Consider the following 12,913-nt stretch of genomic DNA (forward strand, 5'->3'; position numbering starts at 1 on the left):
GTGCGCGCCGCAGTGGCGGAGGTAAAGCAGCTTGAGCGCAGCGCCGACATGAACGACGCTCTGGCGCGCCTGTTGCGCGAACCGCTGTCTGCCACAAGACTGGACGTTTACCTGCAGTGTCCTCTGCGCTTTGCCTGGCAATATCTGTGCGGGCTGCGCCCCCCAAGGGAAATCAATGAAGGGGATGACCCCGCTGCTGTGGGAACCTGCATTCACGACACGCTCAAGGCGCTTTACGAGCCATACCTGCACAAAACCGTACGGAGGGGAGACATCTCGGCCGAAACGGTTCGCGCCCGTTTTTTTGAGCAGCTTGAAACCCACGGTCTGCGCAGGCAGCTGCCAGCCGACAGCTGCCTGATGCTGGAAGAAGCCGCGCCCATGCGCCTCATGCGTTTTCTTGAGAACCAGCCCGAACAGGCGACCATCATGGCGCTGGAAAAAGAGCTCAGGGGTCCCCTGCGGCTGGCCGGGCGCGATTATGCCTTTGTAGGTACAATGGACCGCGTGGACAAACGTGACGGCCTGTTTCATGTGCTGGACTACAAAACCGGCGGCATAAAAAAACTCGACGGCAGCCTGTGGACCGACCTCGCCTTTTTCTCCCGTGCCGGGCAGCTGTGCGATGCCCTGCACCCCGCACAGGAAGCGGATGCAGGCCACCTGCAGCAACTGGAAAAACTCTTCAGCGAACTGCGTGAACGCCTGCCCAGCCTGCAGCTTCCCTGCTACCTGAGCATGGCGCAGGCCGGCGGCATGACGCCGCTGGGGGATGCCGCCCTGGTGGAATTGCGCGATGACGGCAAAGAACATCCCTTATTCGGCGGGCTTGTGGACGAAGACCTTGAGGCTGCCCTCGAATTTTGCAACACGGCACTGGCCCTGCCCCTGCTGCATATGGAATATTCGCCCTGTTTCGCGGCACGGCCCGACACGCATTGCCGATGGTGCCCCTATGCGGGGCTGTGTTCTGTATAAGTGTCGGGCCTTTGGCATTCTTTGAAAAAGAGGCTTCTCACCTGTTGCGTCTCGCGGATTTTGCGGCTATTGTTGCGCCTAATTTCCATACGTGGCATGCCTGAAAACCACCAGAGGGGGCGGGTGGGCTTGTCCGTGCAAGTCAGGACGGAGGTCTTGAAATGTCTTTCCCCGCACTTAAGATAGGTAATCTCACCGCCAAGATCCCTGTAGTCCAGGGTGGCATGGGTGTAGGCATATCACTTTCAGGTCTGGCCTCGGCCGTGGCTAATCAGGGCGGTATCGGCGTCATCGCCGGCGCCATGATCGGCATGAAAGAGCCGGACGTAGCCAAGGACCCTTTGACCGCCAACCTGCGCGCCCTGCGCAACGAAATCGAAAAAGCCCGCCAGATGACCAACGGCATTGTGGGCGTCAATCTTATGGTGGCCCTGACCACCTTCAGCCAGATGGTGCGCACGGCCATTGAAAGCCGGGCAGACATCATCTTTTCAGGCGCCGGGCTGCCGCTGGATATGCCCAAGCACCTTTTTCAGGCCTGCGAAGAGAAAAAAGAAGAGTTTAAAACCAAACTCGTACCCATAGTCTCCTCGGCCCGTGCGGCATCGGTTATTGCCAAAAAATGGATATCCCGCTTCAACTACGTTCCTGATGCCTTTGTGGTGGAAGGCCCCAAGGCGGGCGGCCACCTCGGCTTCAAGGCCGAAGAGCTGCACGATCCGGCCCACTCCCTTGAAGTGCTGGTTCCTGAAGTGGTGGAAACCGTAAAGTCCTTCGAAGACAAATACGGCAAGGCCGTTCCCGTCATTGCCGCTGGCGGCGTCTATTCCGGCGCGGACATCAAGAAGTTTCTCGATCTCGGCGCTTCAGGCGTGCAGATGGGAACCCGCTTTGTCGCCACCCACGAATGCGATGCCGATGAGCGCTTCAAGCAGTCCTACCTTGCGGCCACGGCCGAAGATATCACCATTATCAAAAGCCCGGTGGGCATGCCCGGACGAGCCCTGGACAACGGGTTCATCCATGCAGCCCGCGAAGGCAATAAAAAGCCGTTCAAGTGCATCTTCCACTGCGTGCACACCTGCGAACAGGAAAAAACGCCCTATTGCATTGCTCAGGCGCTCATCAACGCCATGAAGGGCAACCTTGAGCGTGGCTTTGCCTTTTGCGGCGCAAACGTGTCACGGGTAAACAAGATTACGTCCGTGCGCGAACTTATGGACAGCCTGCAGCACGAATTTGACGAAGCCATGTCTTCGTTGAGCAAAAGCGTGCAAAACATGTTCAACAGCGGCAAAAGCTAGCGTCGCCAACGCCTGAGCCGCCTGCCGGGTAAAGTGGTCGCTGCTCTGGCTCTGATGGCCGCCCGAAAAGATGGCCGCCTGAAATGGTTGCCGTTTAAGGCAGCTGTTGCCTGAAATATCTGCCTGATGGCGGAGCAGTCTGCCCTGCGTCCACGGCATTGCGGCCTTTCTCAGGTCGTTTGCAGCAGGAAAGCGCCCCGCAAACCGGGTGAAGAGTGAACAGCCTTGCGGTACTTTTTCAAACCCGCACCGGGCAGTGGCATTTTAGCCGCCCAGTTGCCTTGAAAAAACGACACATCCGGCATAGCCGCCAGCAAAGGCAGCCACGACCGTAAATACAGAAATCCCCTGGCACAGCCAGGGGATTTCTGTATTTACAAAGAAAGCGAAACTCAAAAAAACATGTCTATTTCGCGCCTGGCTGCCCCTGAGTCGAGGCCGGCAGGCCGACTACTGCCCGCGCAAATAGCGCACGGCATTGACAAACAGGAGTGTTCCGGGCGGGTCCAGTTCGCCGCGGGTCCAGGCGGGATGGTTGGTCACATGGTGGAAAGCTTCCGGATGGGGCATAAGGCCAAGCACCCGCCCCGTGGGATCGGTCAGACCGGCAATGGCCAGGGCAGAACCGTTGGGATTGAGCGGATACTCCTGCGTGGGCTGTCCCGTTTCGGGGTCAGCGTATTGCAGGGCGATAAGATTTTCCTCCTGCAAGCGCTGCAGGCATTCTTCATCGCGCGGCACAAGCTTGCCTTCGCCGTGACGCACAGGCATGCACAGCATGGGCATGTCTTTTGTGAAAACACAGGGGCTTTTGGCGTTGGGCAAAAGGTGAACCCACCGGTCTTCATAGCGGGCGGAATCGTTATGCCCCAGTGAAACCTGGCGCTCAAAACGCACGCCGCCAAAGGCGGGCAGCAGCCCCAGTTTCGCCAGAAGCTGAAAGCCGTTACAAATTCCCAGAATGAGCTTGCCCTCATCCAGAAAGTCGCGCAAACTCTGCAGCAGGGGAACGCCCTGCGCATCCTTCAGGTAGCGCCAGCGCATTACCGCGGCCTGAGCCGCCCCCAGATCATCACCATCCAGAAAGCCGCCGGGAAAAACCAGAAAATGGTAGTCAGCCAGACGCACCTTGGCCGCTACAATGTCTGAAAAGTGAACCACGTCAGCCCTGTCTGCACCAGCAAGACGGGCGGCGTGGGCCGTTTCCAGATGAGAATTTGTTCCGTAACCGGTGATGACCAGTGTATTGACCGTGCCCATGCGGGTAAAGCCTCCTTGGCTTGCAGCAGATCTTTCAGTGTGCGGGCAAGTGCGTACCAGGCGCGCAACGCGCGGCCCGTGGGCCGCAATGAGCCCGCACCCCAAGAGCCGCCGGTAAAGCAAGGTCGACCCGCGCACGCTGAAGAGGGAATATCACACTACTTACCTTGTTTTCGATAGTCAATGCTAGCCAAAAAAATCATTTTGGGCTATGAACTTGGGTTGTGCTAAAAAGCGATCAAGAATCAAGGTGGAGGCCATGAAAACTAAGTTTATCTTTGTGACGGGCGGAGTTCTGTCATCCTTGGGCAAGGGCCTGGCGGCCGCCTCGCTGGGCGCGCTGCTGCAAACCCGTGGCCTTACGGTAACGATACAGAAACTCGACCCCTATATTAACGTTGACCCCGGCACCATGAATCCTTTTCAGCATGGTGAGGTTTTCGTCACTGACGACGGGGCCGAAACCGACCTGGACCTGGGCCATTACGAGCGTTATCTCAACGTACCCATGTCGCGGAAAAACAATACCACATCGGGGGCCATCTATAACCAGGTTATCGCCAAGGAACGGCACGGCGATTACCTGGGGGCCACTGTGCAGGTCATCCCCCACATTACGGACGAAATCAAGGGCGTGGTGCTCTCTCTGGCCGAAGGCGAAGACGCGCCGGACGTTGCCATCATCGAGATAGGCGGCACTGTGGGCGACATCGAGGGTCTGCCCTTTCTTGAGGCCATACGCCAGTTGCGCTCCGAACTGGGACGCGACAACTGCCTCAACATCCACCTGACCCTGGTTCCCTACCTGCGCAGTGCCGGTGAGCACAAGACCAAGCCCACCCAGCACAGCGTTAAGGAACTGCTTTCCATCGGCATCCAGCCCGACATTATCCTTTGCCGCTGCGAGCAAAGCATTCCTGAAGAACTGCGCCGCAAGATCGCCCTGTTCTGCAACGTTGATCAGGACGCCGTGTTCTCGTCGGTGGACGTGAACAATATCTACGAAGTGCCGCTTAAGTTCTATGCGGAAGGCTTTGATCAAAAAGTCGCCATCATGCTGCGCCTGCCCGCACGCAACGCCCAGCTTGACGCCTGGGAAAAGCTTGTGAGCGACAGCGACAACCCGCAGGGCAAGGTTACCGTCGCCATCGTGGGCAAGTATGTGGACCTTAAAGAAGCCTACAAGAGCCTGCACGAAGCCCTCATTCACGGCGGCGTCGCCAACCGGGTTCAGGTAGACCTGCGCTACGTCAACTCTGAAAATGTGGACGACGCCAACGCGGCCGAACACTTCAAGGGCTGCGACGGCATTCTGGTCCCCGGCGGCTTCGGCTATCGCGGCGTGGAAGGCAAAATCGCGGCCATCCGCTATGCGCGTGAAAACAGCATACCGTTTTTCGGCATCTGTCTCGGCATGCAGTGCGCGGTTATCGAATTTGCCCGTCATATGGCGGAAATGGCCGACGCCAACTCCGAAGAATTTGACCACCGTTCCAAGCACAAGGTCATTTACCTCATGACCGAATGGTACGACTTCCGCACCAGAAACGTGGAAAAACGCGACGCTGGCAGCGACAAGGGCGGCACCATGCGCCTTGGCTCCTACCCCTGCAAGGTCATGCCCGAGTCGCGCGCCTTTGAGGCGTACAAAACCGATCTGGTTGAAGAGCGCCACCGCCACCGCTATGAGTTCAACAATGAATTCAAGGAAGCCCTGGCGGAAAAAGGCATGATCTTCAGCGGAACCTCGCCCGACGGCTCCCTGGTGGAAATTGTAGAGCTGCCGGAACACCCCTGGTTCCTGGGCTGCCAGTTCCACCCCGAATTCAAATCCCGCCCCATGAATGCCCATCCGCTGTTCAGGGAGTTCATCGGCGCGGCCAAAAAGCACGCCAAAGTCTGATCCTCGGCGCAGGGCAAGAGGCAAAACCCCTTCTCCCATGTTTGCATATCTTCGCGCGGGCCTCTGGCCCGCGCTTTCATTTTATGACAAACCCACCACGGTACAACAAAGTGGAAACATTGTATTTTCAAAAATCTTCCCGGCATTGCTGCGCTCAAGCCAAAGTCACCGTCCCGCCAGGCAAACTTTGATCCAACTAGAGCAGATTAACTTTGAGAATGTACATTCTCAAAGTTTAAGGCACGCTCACTTCGGCGTTTAACCGCGCAGATAAACTGCGCTTACGCCTCCGTAGCGAACGTCTGCTTACGCAGCCGCCAGAGCAATTTCAAAGTGAAATTGCTCTAACCGAGCTTTCTGACTTTTGATAGTGCAACCTCTGGCTATTGCGTAATTTTTGCCACTATGGCACACTACTTGTAACCACAAGTATAAGGCTTCAGGATTTTTCAAGGCGGAAAACGCACATGGCACTGGAACTTCGACAGCAATTGAAACTGGCTCAGCAGCTGGTGATGACCCCGCAACTACAGCAGGCCATCAAGCTGCTTCAGCTCTCGCGTCTGGAGCTTCTGGAGACCGTGCAGCAGGAGATGCTGGAAAATCCTTTTCTTGAAGAATCGCACGGGGACGATCCGTCTCCGGATCATGTGGACGACCGGCGGGAAAACAGCGCGGAAGAAGCTTACGACAAGGAACTGGCAAAGGATGCCGACTGGGAGGATTACCTCGGAGAATTCGCCAGTACCCCCCGCCTTGTGCAGCCACGCGAATTTGAATCCGCAGAAGACATCTCCCCCCTCGAAGCCCGCTACTCCGCCAAACCTACCCTTGAAGGGCATCTGCTCTGGCAGCTCCGCCTTTCATCCCTTACCGATGCCCAGAAAGATATTGGCGAAGTGATCATCGGCAACCTCTCTTCCGCGGGCTACCTGCAAGCCAGCATTGAGGAAGTGGCCCAGATGGCCCAGGCGGAACCGGCCGAGGCTCTGGACGTGCTTGAACGGGTGCAGATGTTTGACCCCGTGGGCGTGGCCGCCCGCGACGCCCGCGAGTGCCTGCTGGTGCAGATCAAAAGCCTCAGGTACGACCGCGATCCCATTTTGCTTGAGCTTGTGAACGCGCACCTTGAAGACCTTGAAGCCAAGCGCTACAAGCCCCTGCTGCGCAAGTTCAGGCTGGACATGGATGAGCTGAAGGAATACCTCGACATCATCCAGAGCCTTGATCCCCTGCCCGGAGCCAGCTTCGGCGGCGGCGAACCGGCCTATGTAAGCCCGGATGTCTTCGTGTACAAAATGGGTGGTGAGTTTATCATCCTGCTCAATGAAGACGGCCTGCCGCAACTGCAGCTTTCCAACCTGACCCAGATGGACATGGGTGCCGCTTCGGATAAGGAAAAAGAATACTGTACGGAAAAAATGCGCGCGGCCACATGGCTGATCAAAAGTCTGTACCAGCGCCAGCGCACGCTGTACAAGGTAATGGAAAGCATCGTGCGGCATCAGCAGCCCTTTTTTGAAGAAGGCGTCACACGGCTTGCCCCCCTTATTCTCAAGGACATTGCCGACGACATCAGCATGCACGAGTCTACGGTAAGCCGCATCACCACCAATAAATACGTGGCTACGCCACATGGCATTTTCGAACTCAAATTTTTCTTCAACAGCGGGCTTGAACTTGATGACGGAAGCCAGGTCGGCTCTGAAAGCGTCAAAGCCCTCATTAAAAAATTCATTGCTGATGAAGACACAAAGTCGCCCCTCAGCGATGAACGCATCGGCGAAATGCTCAAGGAACGCCTCAAGGTCAATATTGCCCGGCGAACCGTGGCTAAATACCGTACTGCCCTTGACATACCCTCATCCTCCAGGCGCAAGGAGCATTTCTGATCTTTCCGCCGCGTCCCGGAACCCCGGTTCCTGCCGCCGCAAAGGCACATGACGCGCAAGATTGCGAAAAAGGCTTACACCGTCGCTTTTCGCTGCCCGCCCAAGGGCGGGGCCTCGCGGTTGCCATGCCGGAAACCGCCATCACAAGGAGGATTATATGAATATCTCTTTTGCCTTCAAAAACTTTGAAGCCTCCGACCATCTTAAAAAATATGCCCGCCGCCGCATGGAAAAGCTTGGGCGTTTTTTCGGCAAGTCCGCCGGTCTTGAAGTTACCGTCGTGCTGACCGTAGATAAATTCCGCCACCGCTGCGAAGTTACCGTTGTGGGGGAAGGGCTGCACATCAACGCCACTGAACAGACCACCGACATGTACGCTGCCATTGACCTTGTGACAGACAAGGTCGAAGCTCAGATCAAGCGTCAGGTTTCACGGGTCAAAACCCAGCGCCGTCAGGCGCGCAGCGCCGATGTTGATGTGTACACATACAATATCGAGGCAGAAGCCGAAGCCCCGCAACCTGTGGAAGGCACAGACCGCCTGGCGGCCAAGCCCCTGCACCTTGACGAGGCTCTCATGCAGCTTGACTCTATCGGCAGTGAGTTTCTGGTCTTTTTTAACGCTGAAAACGGTCGCATCAACGTCGTATACCGCACCCGCACAAGCGGTTATGCGCTGATTGACCCTGTTTTATAACACGCCTGTTCCGGGCCGCCCAAAAACACCGTTGCCTGGGCGGCCCGGGAATTTCAGGGGGAACCATGAGCACCGCCGCACATCAGCGCCCCGAAGGGCCGGTGATTGAAACCGTTGCCGCCGGGCCGCCCGTAGCCGTGTGCATTGTCACCGGCCTTTCCGGTGCGGGCAAAAGTACGGCCCTCAAGGTTTTTGAAGACATGGGCCATTTTGTGGTGGACGGCCTGCCCGCAAGCCTTGCCCCTGAAATGGTGGACATGATGTCCCGCCCCTCCATGAGCCATTTCAAAGGCATCGCCCTTGGCATGGACCTGCGGCAAAGCAACTTTCTGGATGAAATCAACGAAGCCCTGTCCGACCTTGCAGCCGTAAACATACGGCCCATGCTTCTTTTTATGGAGTGCGACGCGCAGGAACTTATACGTCGCTACGCCACAACCCGTCGCCCGCACCCTCTGGAACGTGAAGGCATGGGCCTTGAGGCTTCGCTGTTGTCGGAACGTAACAGCCTGAGCCCCCTGCGCGAAATGGCCGACCTGGTTATTGATACCTCGCGTTTTTCCATTCACGACCTGCGCCGCGCCATACAAAAGCGCTGGAGCGACAGCAAAAGCAAGCTGCGGGCCATCAGGGTCAACGTTATTTCTTTTGGTTTCAAATACGGCGTCCCGCGTGAGGCAGATTTTGTTTTTGACCTGCGTTTTCTCACCAATCCCTATTTTGTGGAAGAGCTGCGGCCCATGTGCGGCAAAGACAGAGAAGTGGCGCAATATGTTTTTGAACAACCCCACGCGCGCGAATTTTGCGTCAAACTCATAGACCTGCTGCTGTTCATTCTGCCGCTGATGGAGACTGAAGGCCGCTACCGCGTTACCATTGCCGTGGGCTGTACGGGCGGCCGCCACCGCTCGGTCGCCATGGCCGAAGAGGTGACCCTGGCCCTGCGGCAGGCTGATTATCCGGTAACTCTGGAACACCGACACCTTGAACTTGGCTGAAAAAATTGGCAGACTCTGCGCCAAGAGGAACGCCATGAAGGACGAAAGCAAGAAGACGCAGGTGGGAATTATTGTTGTCGCTCATGCCGATTACGGCTCGGCCATGCTGCGCACCGCCGAATTCATCCTTGGCCCGCAGAGCGACTGCAGTTCTATCAGCGTGGATGTGGGACAGGAAGTTGCCGAAACCGTGCGGCGGCTCAATGATGCCGCCCAGCGGCTGGACAAGGGCGCGGGCGTCATCATCCTTACCGACATGTTTGGTGGAACCCCCACCAACCTGGCCCTTTCCCTGCTGGCGACCCACAAGGTCGAAGTGGTAACCGGGGCCAACCTGCCAATGTTGCTCAAGGTTTTCAGCGCTCGCGAAAAAAGCCTTGAGGAACTCGCCCAACTTGCGGGCGAGGCCGGTTCCAAGGGCATTGTGGTTGCCGGAAACATGCTGCGTAACAAGACGCGAACTAAAAGCGAAAGTTAGTATGTGGTTTCGCGTGGACAATCGCCTGGTACACGGGCAGGTTATTGAGGCATGGCTGCCCCATACCGGCGCGAGGCATCTGGTGGTTGCCAATGACGAACTGGCGGCAGACATATTGCGCCAGCAGATCATTGAACTTGCCGTGCCGCAGCGTATTCTGACCCACTTCATTCCCGTGGACCATCTGGCCGTCACCCTTGACGCCTGCGGCGAAGACAGTTTCGTGCTTTTCGGCAATTGCCGTGATGCCCGCCGCGCCAATGACGCAGGGGTGATTATGGAAACGCTCAATATCGGCAATCTGCATTACGGCCCTGAAAAAACGCAGGTGCTGCCACATGTGGCCTTGTCGGCCGAGGACAGGGAAGACCTGCGCTCCATGCAGCAGCATCTGGTGCAGTTGGATTTCCGCAGCGTACCGACAGAAAACGTAAGGGGTTCCCATGAGCAGTTTATATGAAATGACCGCAATAGGAGCGCCTTACGCTTTTTTTTTGCCCTGGCAGGGGCAGCGCGCTCTTCCTGTATAATCGGCCTTGTTGACCGCCCCATCTGCCTTGCCCTCATTGCCGGCTTTATTACCTCGGACTGGAGTCTGGCCCTGCCTCTGGGCATCATATTTGAACTTCTCTGGCTGGACGCGCTCGAACTGGGCAGCGTTGTCCCTCCTTACGGGAACCTGAGTTTTTTATTGCTCTTCCCCTTGTGCAAATATTTTGGTCTGACGCAGCCCGGCAGTCTGCTTATTCCCCTGATCCTTTGCATGCCCGCCGCCTATCTGGCTGCCTTTTGCGAACAACGCCAGCGCATCTGGCAAAACGCCACGGTGGACAAGGTAGAGATATGGTGTGCGGGCAAACACGGAGGAACCTCGCCCGGCGCAGCGCTCTGCTATTCCTCCCTGCGCAGGGCTTTTTGGCAGGTCTGCCTGTATGGTCTCTGCTTTGCCCTGATATTTTCCTTGCTGCACACATTGCAGAATCATCAGGCCCTGCCCGCCCTGCGGGCGGTGACATGGTCTGCCCTTTATGTGGCGGCGCTGATGGGCGCGGTCCTTTCCCTGCGCACCCGTCAGGCATATGTGGTGCTTGTTGGCTGTCTGGGCATGCTTGCCCTGCTTATCTGGGTAGGCCATTAGAGGTATTTCACTTTGAAATTGCTCTGACGAATGCGGGGAGAAGACGCCCGCCTCGGAGGTTCCATACACCTTTTATGCGCGCGCAGGTCAGCACGGGTATTTCATTGCAACTTTTCGAAATTCAAAAAACAACAGGCCCCGGCGCAAAGCGCCGGGGCCTGTTGAGATATGACGGGCAGTGCTTACTTGAAAGCCTTTTCAAAGTTCGGCACGACCTGCTTTTTGCGGCTCATGACGCCGGGCAGCCACACAGAGGCGCCTTCGGGCTTGACGCCAAAAGCTTTTTCCACCACAGAGGGGTCATCGGAAACAATAAGCATTTCCGAGCCTTCTTTCATGATGTCGGTCAGCAGCAGGAAGACGCTGTGGCGGCCTTCGCCCTTGACCTTTTCAATTTCGGCCTGCAGGCCGGCCTTCACAGGCTCAAGGATGGAAAGGTCAACCACTTCAAGCTGGCCGATGCCCACCTTGTTGCCGTTCATGTCAAAATCTTTGTAGTCGCGGAAAACAAGGTCTTTCATGGGGGCGCCTTCAACGGCGCTCTTGACCTTGAACATTTCCATGCCCAGAGCCACGACGTCGCTCACGCCCGCAATTTTTGCCAGTTCTTCAACGGCTTTTTTGTCAGCAGGGGTACAGGTGGGCGACTTGAAGATGACCGTATCGGACAAAATGGCGCACAGCATGGCCCCGGCGAGATTTTTGGGGATCTCTATACCGTAGAAATCATACATGCTCTTCAGAACGGTATTGGTGCAGCCTACGGGCCAGATCCAGGCTTCCAGCGGCGCGGAGGTGGTCACGTCACCAAGCTTGTGGTGGTCAACAATACCAAGAACCGTGGCGGAATCCATACCCTTGGGGGCCTGGGCCAGGTCGGAATAGTCCACCAGATACACGTCTTTGCCTGCCACGTCGTCCACAATCTGGGGGGCGGCAATGCCGAATTTTTTCAGCACAAATTCCGTTTCGGGGGTGGGCGCGCCCTGGGCAACCGCGGTGACGTCCATACCGCGCTTGCTGTACAGGTCGGCGGCAACAATGGCTGAGATGATGCTGTCGGTATCAGGATTCATGTGACCAAGAACTAATGCGGACATGACTGTCTCTCCTTCCGGTATGGTTCAGGTATGCGGTTCGTTTTGACCGATTTGTACTCTTTAGCACAAAGTCCGGTTCATGCCAAGAGGCTTGGGGAAAATTTCCTGACATGAAACGGTCACCACAGCATCAAATAAACCTGAACTCGTTTAATTAACAGGACAAAAATATGCTCGTGATTTTTTTACCTTTTACCTGACTTGGGATGCGCCTGATCATAGACTTGCATCAGACTTTCAAGGCTTACCTGCGTATACCGCTGAGTTGTAGTAAGCCTTTGATGTCCCAGCAACTCTTGCACACTTCGCATATCGGCGCCAGCCTCCAGCAGGTGGGTGGCGAACGAATGGCGCAGGCTGTGGGGCGACACCGTAAAGGCCAGCCCCGCCCTGCGGCACAGGCGCTCCACAATGCGGGCGGCCTCCCTTCTGTTCAGGCGCGCTCCCCGGCTGCCCACAAACAGGGCAGGCTCGTGGGGCAAGGCCAGCAAGGGGCGCTCTTCGAGCCAGGTCTTCAGACCGGCAAAAGATGTGTCTGAAAGAGGAGCCAGCCTTTCCTTTGATCCTTTGCCCATAACGCGCAATACACGCGAAGACAGTTGCACATCGTCCACATCCAGGCTCAATGCCTCGGAAATGCGCAAACCCGATCCATAAAGCAATTCCGCCAGGGCAAGATCGCGGCAAAGGATGCGTTCTTCTTCGGCGCTTCCGGTCACCGGCCCGTTCTTGCCTCCCGGCCCAGATGCCGAGTCCAGCAGGGCGAAGGTTTCATCGACATTAAGGGCACGGGGGTGGCGTTTTTCCTGACGGGGATTACGCACCTGGGCCGCGACATTTTCCGTCACCCTGCCTCCGCGCATCTGAAAACGAAAAAACGAACGCGCCGCAGCCAGCTTGCGCGCCATTGAGCTTTTGGCCTCGCCCTTGCGAAACAGCCATGCAAGAAAAGCCTGTATGTGCCGACGGGTCACGGTTTGCGGCTGCCCCAGATCAATATCCTGGCTGCGCAAAAACTCCGCAAGCTGTGCAAGATCCACAGCATAGGCTTTTCGGGTGGCCTCCGAGGCCCCTTTCTGCACGGTCATCCAGGCCAGAAAGGCCTCTATCAACAACGCGGCACGGTCCGGCAGACCCGTTGCGCCCGCTCCGCCACGGCCCGCGG

Annotated in this window: 12 protein-coding genes; 9 read left to right on the forward strand and 3 right to left on the reverse strand. The window is 56.9% G+C overall.

Annotated elements, in window-relative coordinates:
- Together V6C07_RS05425 and V6C07_RS05430 are read left to right on the forward strand one after the other, a co-directional pair.
- Window positions 1-978: PD-(D/E)XK nuclease family protein (locus tag V6C07_RS05425; RefSeq protein WP_333535343.1), on the forward strand; the 978-nt coding region annotated here is incomplete at its 5' end.
- Between the two features lie 161 nt (window positions 979-1,139).
- On the forward strand, window positions 1,140-2,282 hold the full coding sequence (locus V6C07_RS05430; RefSeq protein ID WP_333535344.1) for an NAD(P)H-dependent flavin oxidoreductase: 1,143 nt from the start codon (window positions 1,140-1,142) through the stop codon (window positions 2,280-2,282).
- 450 nt (window positions 2,283-2,732) lie between these two features.
- On the opposite strand, the gene V6C07_RS05435 is transcribed toward V6C07_RS05430, so the two are convergent.
- Window positions 2,733-3,542, reverse strand: a complete 810-nt coding sequence (locus V6C07_RS05435) for a phosphoribosylformylglycinamidine synthase subunit PurQ (protein WP_333535345.1) — start codon at window positions 3,540-3,542, stop codon at window positions 2,733-2,735.
- A gap of 259 nt (window positions 3,543-3,801) precedes the next feature.
- Between V6C07_RS05435 and V6C07_RS05440 the strand changes: the two genes are divergently transcribed.
- The 7 genes from V6C07_RS05440 to V6C07_RS05470 all read left to right on the forward strand — a co-directional run bounded on the left by V6C07_RS05440 (window position 3,802) and on the right by V6C07_RS05470 (window position 10,648).
- Window positions 3,802-5,445, forward strand: coding sequence for a CTP synthase (locus V6C07_RS05440; protein ID WP_333535346.1), 1,644 nt, complete (start codon window positions 3,802-3,804; stop codon window positions 5,443-5,445).
- A 467-nt stretch (window positions 5,446-5,912) separates the two neighbouring features.
- Window positions 5,913-7,337 carry an RNA polymerase factor sigma-54 gene (gene rpoN, locus V6C07_RS05445; protein ID WP_333535347.1) on the forward strand — a complete coding sequence of 475 codons (1,425 nt, stop codon included), beginning with the start codon at window positions 5,913-5,915 and terminating at the stop codon, window positions 7,335-7,337.
- A gap of 157 nt (window positions 7,338-7,494) precedes the next feature.
- Window positions 7,495-8,034 (forward strand): ribosome hibernation-promoting factor, HPF/YfiA family, encoded by a 540-nt coding sequence (gene hpf / locus V6C07_RS05450; RefSeq protein WP_333535348.1) that lies wholly within the window; start codon window positions 7,495-7,497, stop codon window positions 8,032-8,034.
- 65 nt (window positions 8,035-8,099) lie between these two features.
- A complete protein-coding gene (gene rapZ, locus V6C07_RS05455) occupies window positions 8,100-9,032 on the forward strand; it encodes an RNase adapter RapZ (protein WP_333535349.1) in 933 nt (310 codons plus the stop codon).
- 34 nt (window positions 9,033-9,066) lie between these two features.
- Window positions 9,067-9,510: a PTS sugar transporter subunit IIA gene (locus V6C07_RS05460; RefSeq protein WP_333535350.1), complete on the forward strand. Its 444-nt coding sequence runs from the start codon at window positions 9,067-9,069 to the stop codon at window positions 9,508-9,510.
- 1 nt (window position 9,511) lies between these two features.
- Window positions 9,512-9,970 carry a PTS sugar transporter subunit IIB gene (locus V6C07_RS05465; RefSeq protein ID WP_333535351.1) on the forward strand — a complete coding sequence of 153 codons (459 nt, stop codon included), beginning with the start codon at window positions 9,512-9,514 and terminating at the stop codon, window positions 9,968-9,970.
- 231 nt (window positions 9,971-10,201) lie between these two features.
- Window positions 10,202-10,648 carry a hypothetical protein gene (locus tag V6C07_RS05470; RefSeq protein ID WP_333535352.1) on the forward strand — a complete coding sequence of 149 codons (447 nt, stop codon included), beginning with the start codon at window positions 10,202-10,204 and terminating at the stop codon, window positions 10,646-10,648.
- A gap of 182 nt (window positions 10,649-10,830) precedes the next feature.
- Here V6C07_RS05470 and V6C07_RS05475 read toward each other — a convergent pair whose 3' ends face one another.
- Entirely contained in the window at window positions 10,831-11,748 is a 918-nt protein-coding gene (locus V6C07_RS05475; protein WP_333535353.1) for a manganese-dependent inorganic pyrophosphatase, read from the reverse strand.
- 185 nt (window positions 11,749-11,933) lie between these two features.
- Window positions 11,934-12,881, reverse strand: coding sequence for a tyrosine recombinase XerC (locus V6C07_RS05480; RefSeq protein ID WP_333535354.1), 948 nt, complete (start codon window positions 12,879-12,881; stop codon window positions 11,934-11,936).
- Window positions 12,882-12,913: the final 32 nt, after the last annotated feature.

It is taken from the genome of Desulfovibrio sp. 1214_IL3152, from assembly GCF_036763055.1.
In the GTDB taxonomy this organism is placed as follows: Bacteria; Desulfobacterota; Desulfovibrionia; order Desulfovibrionales; family Desulfovibrionaceae; genus Desulfovibrio.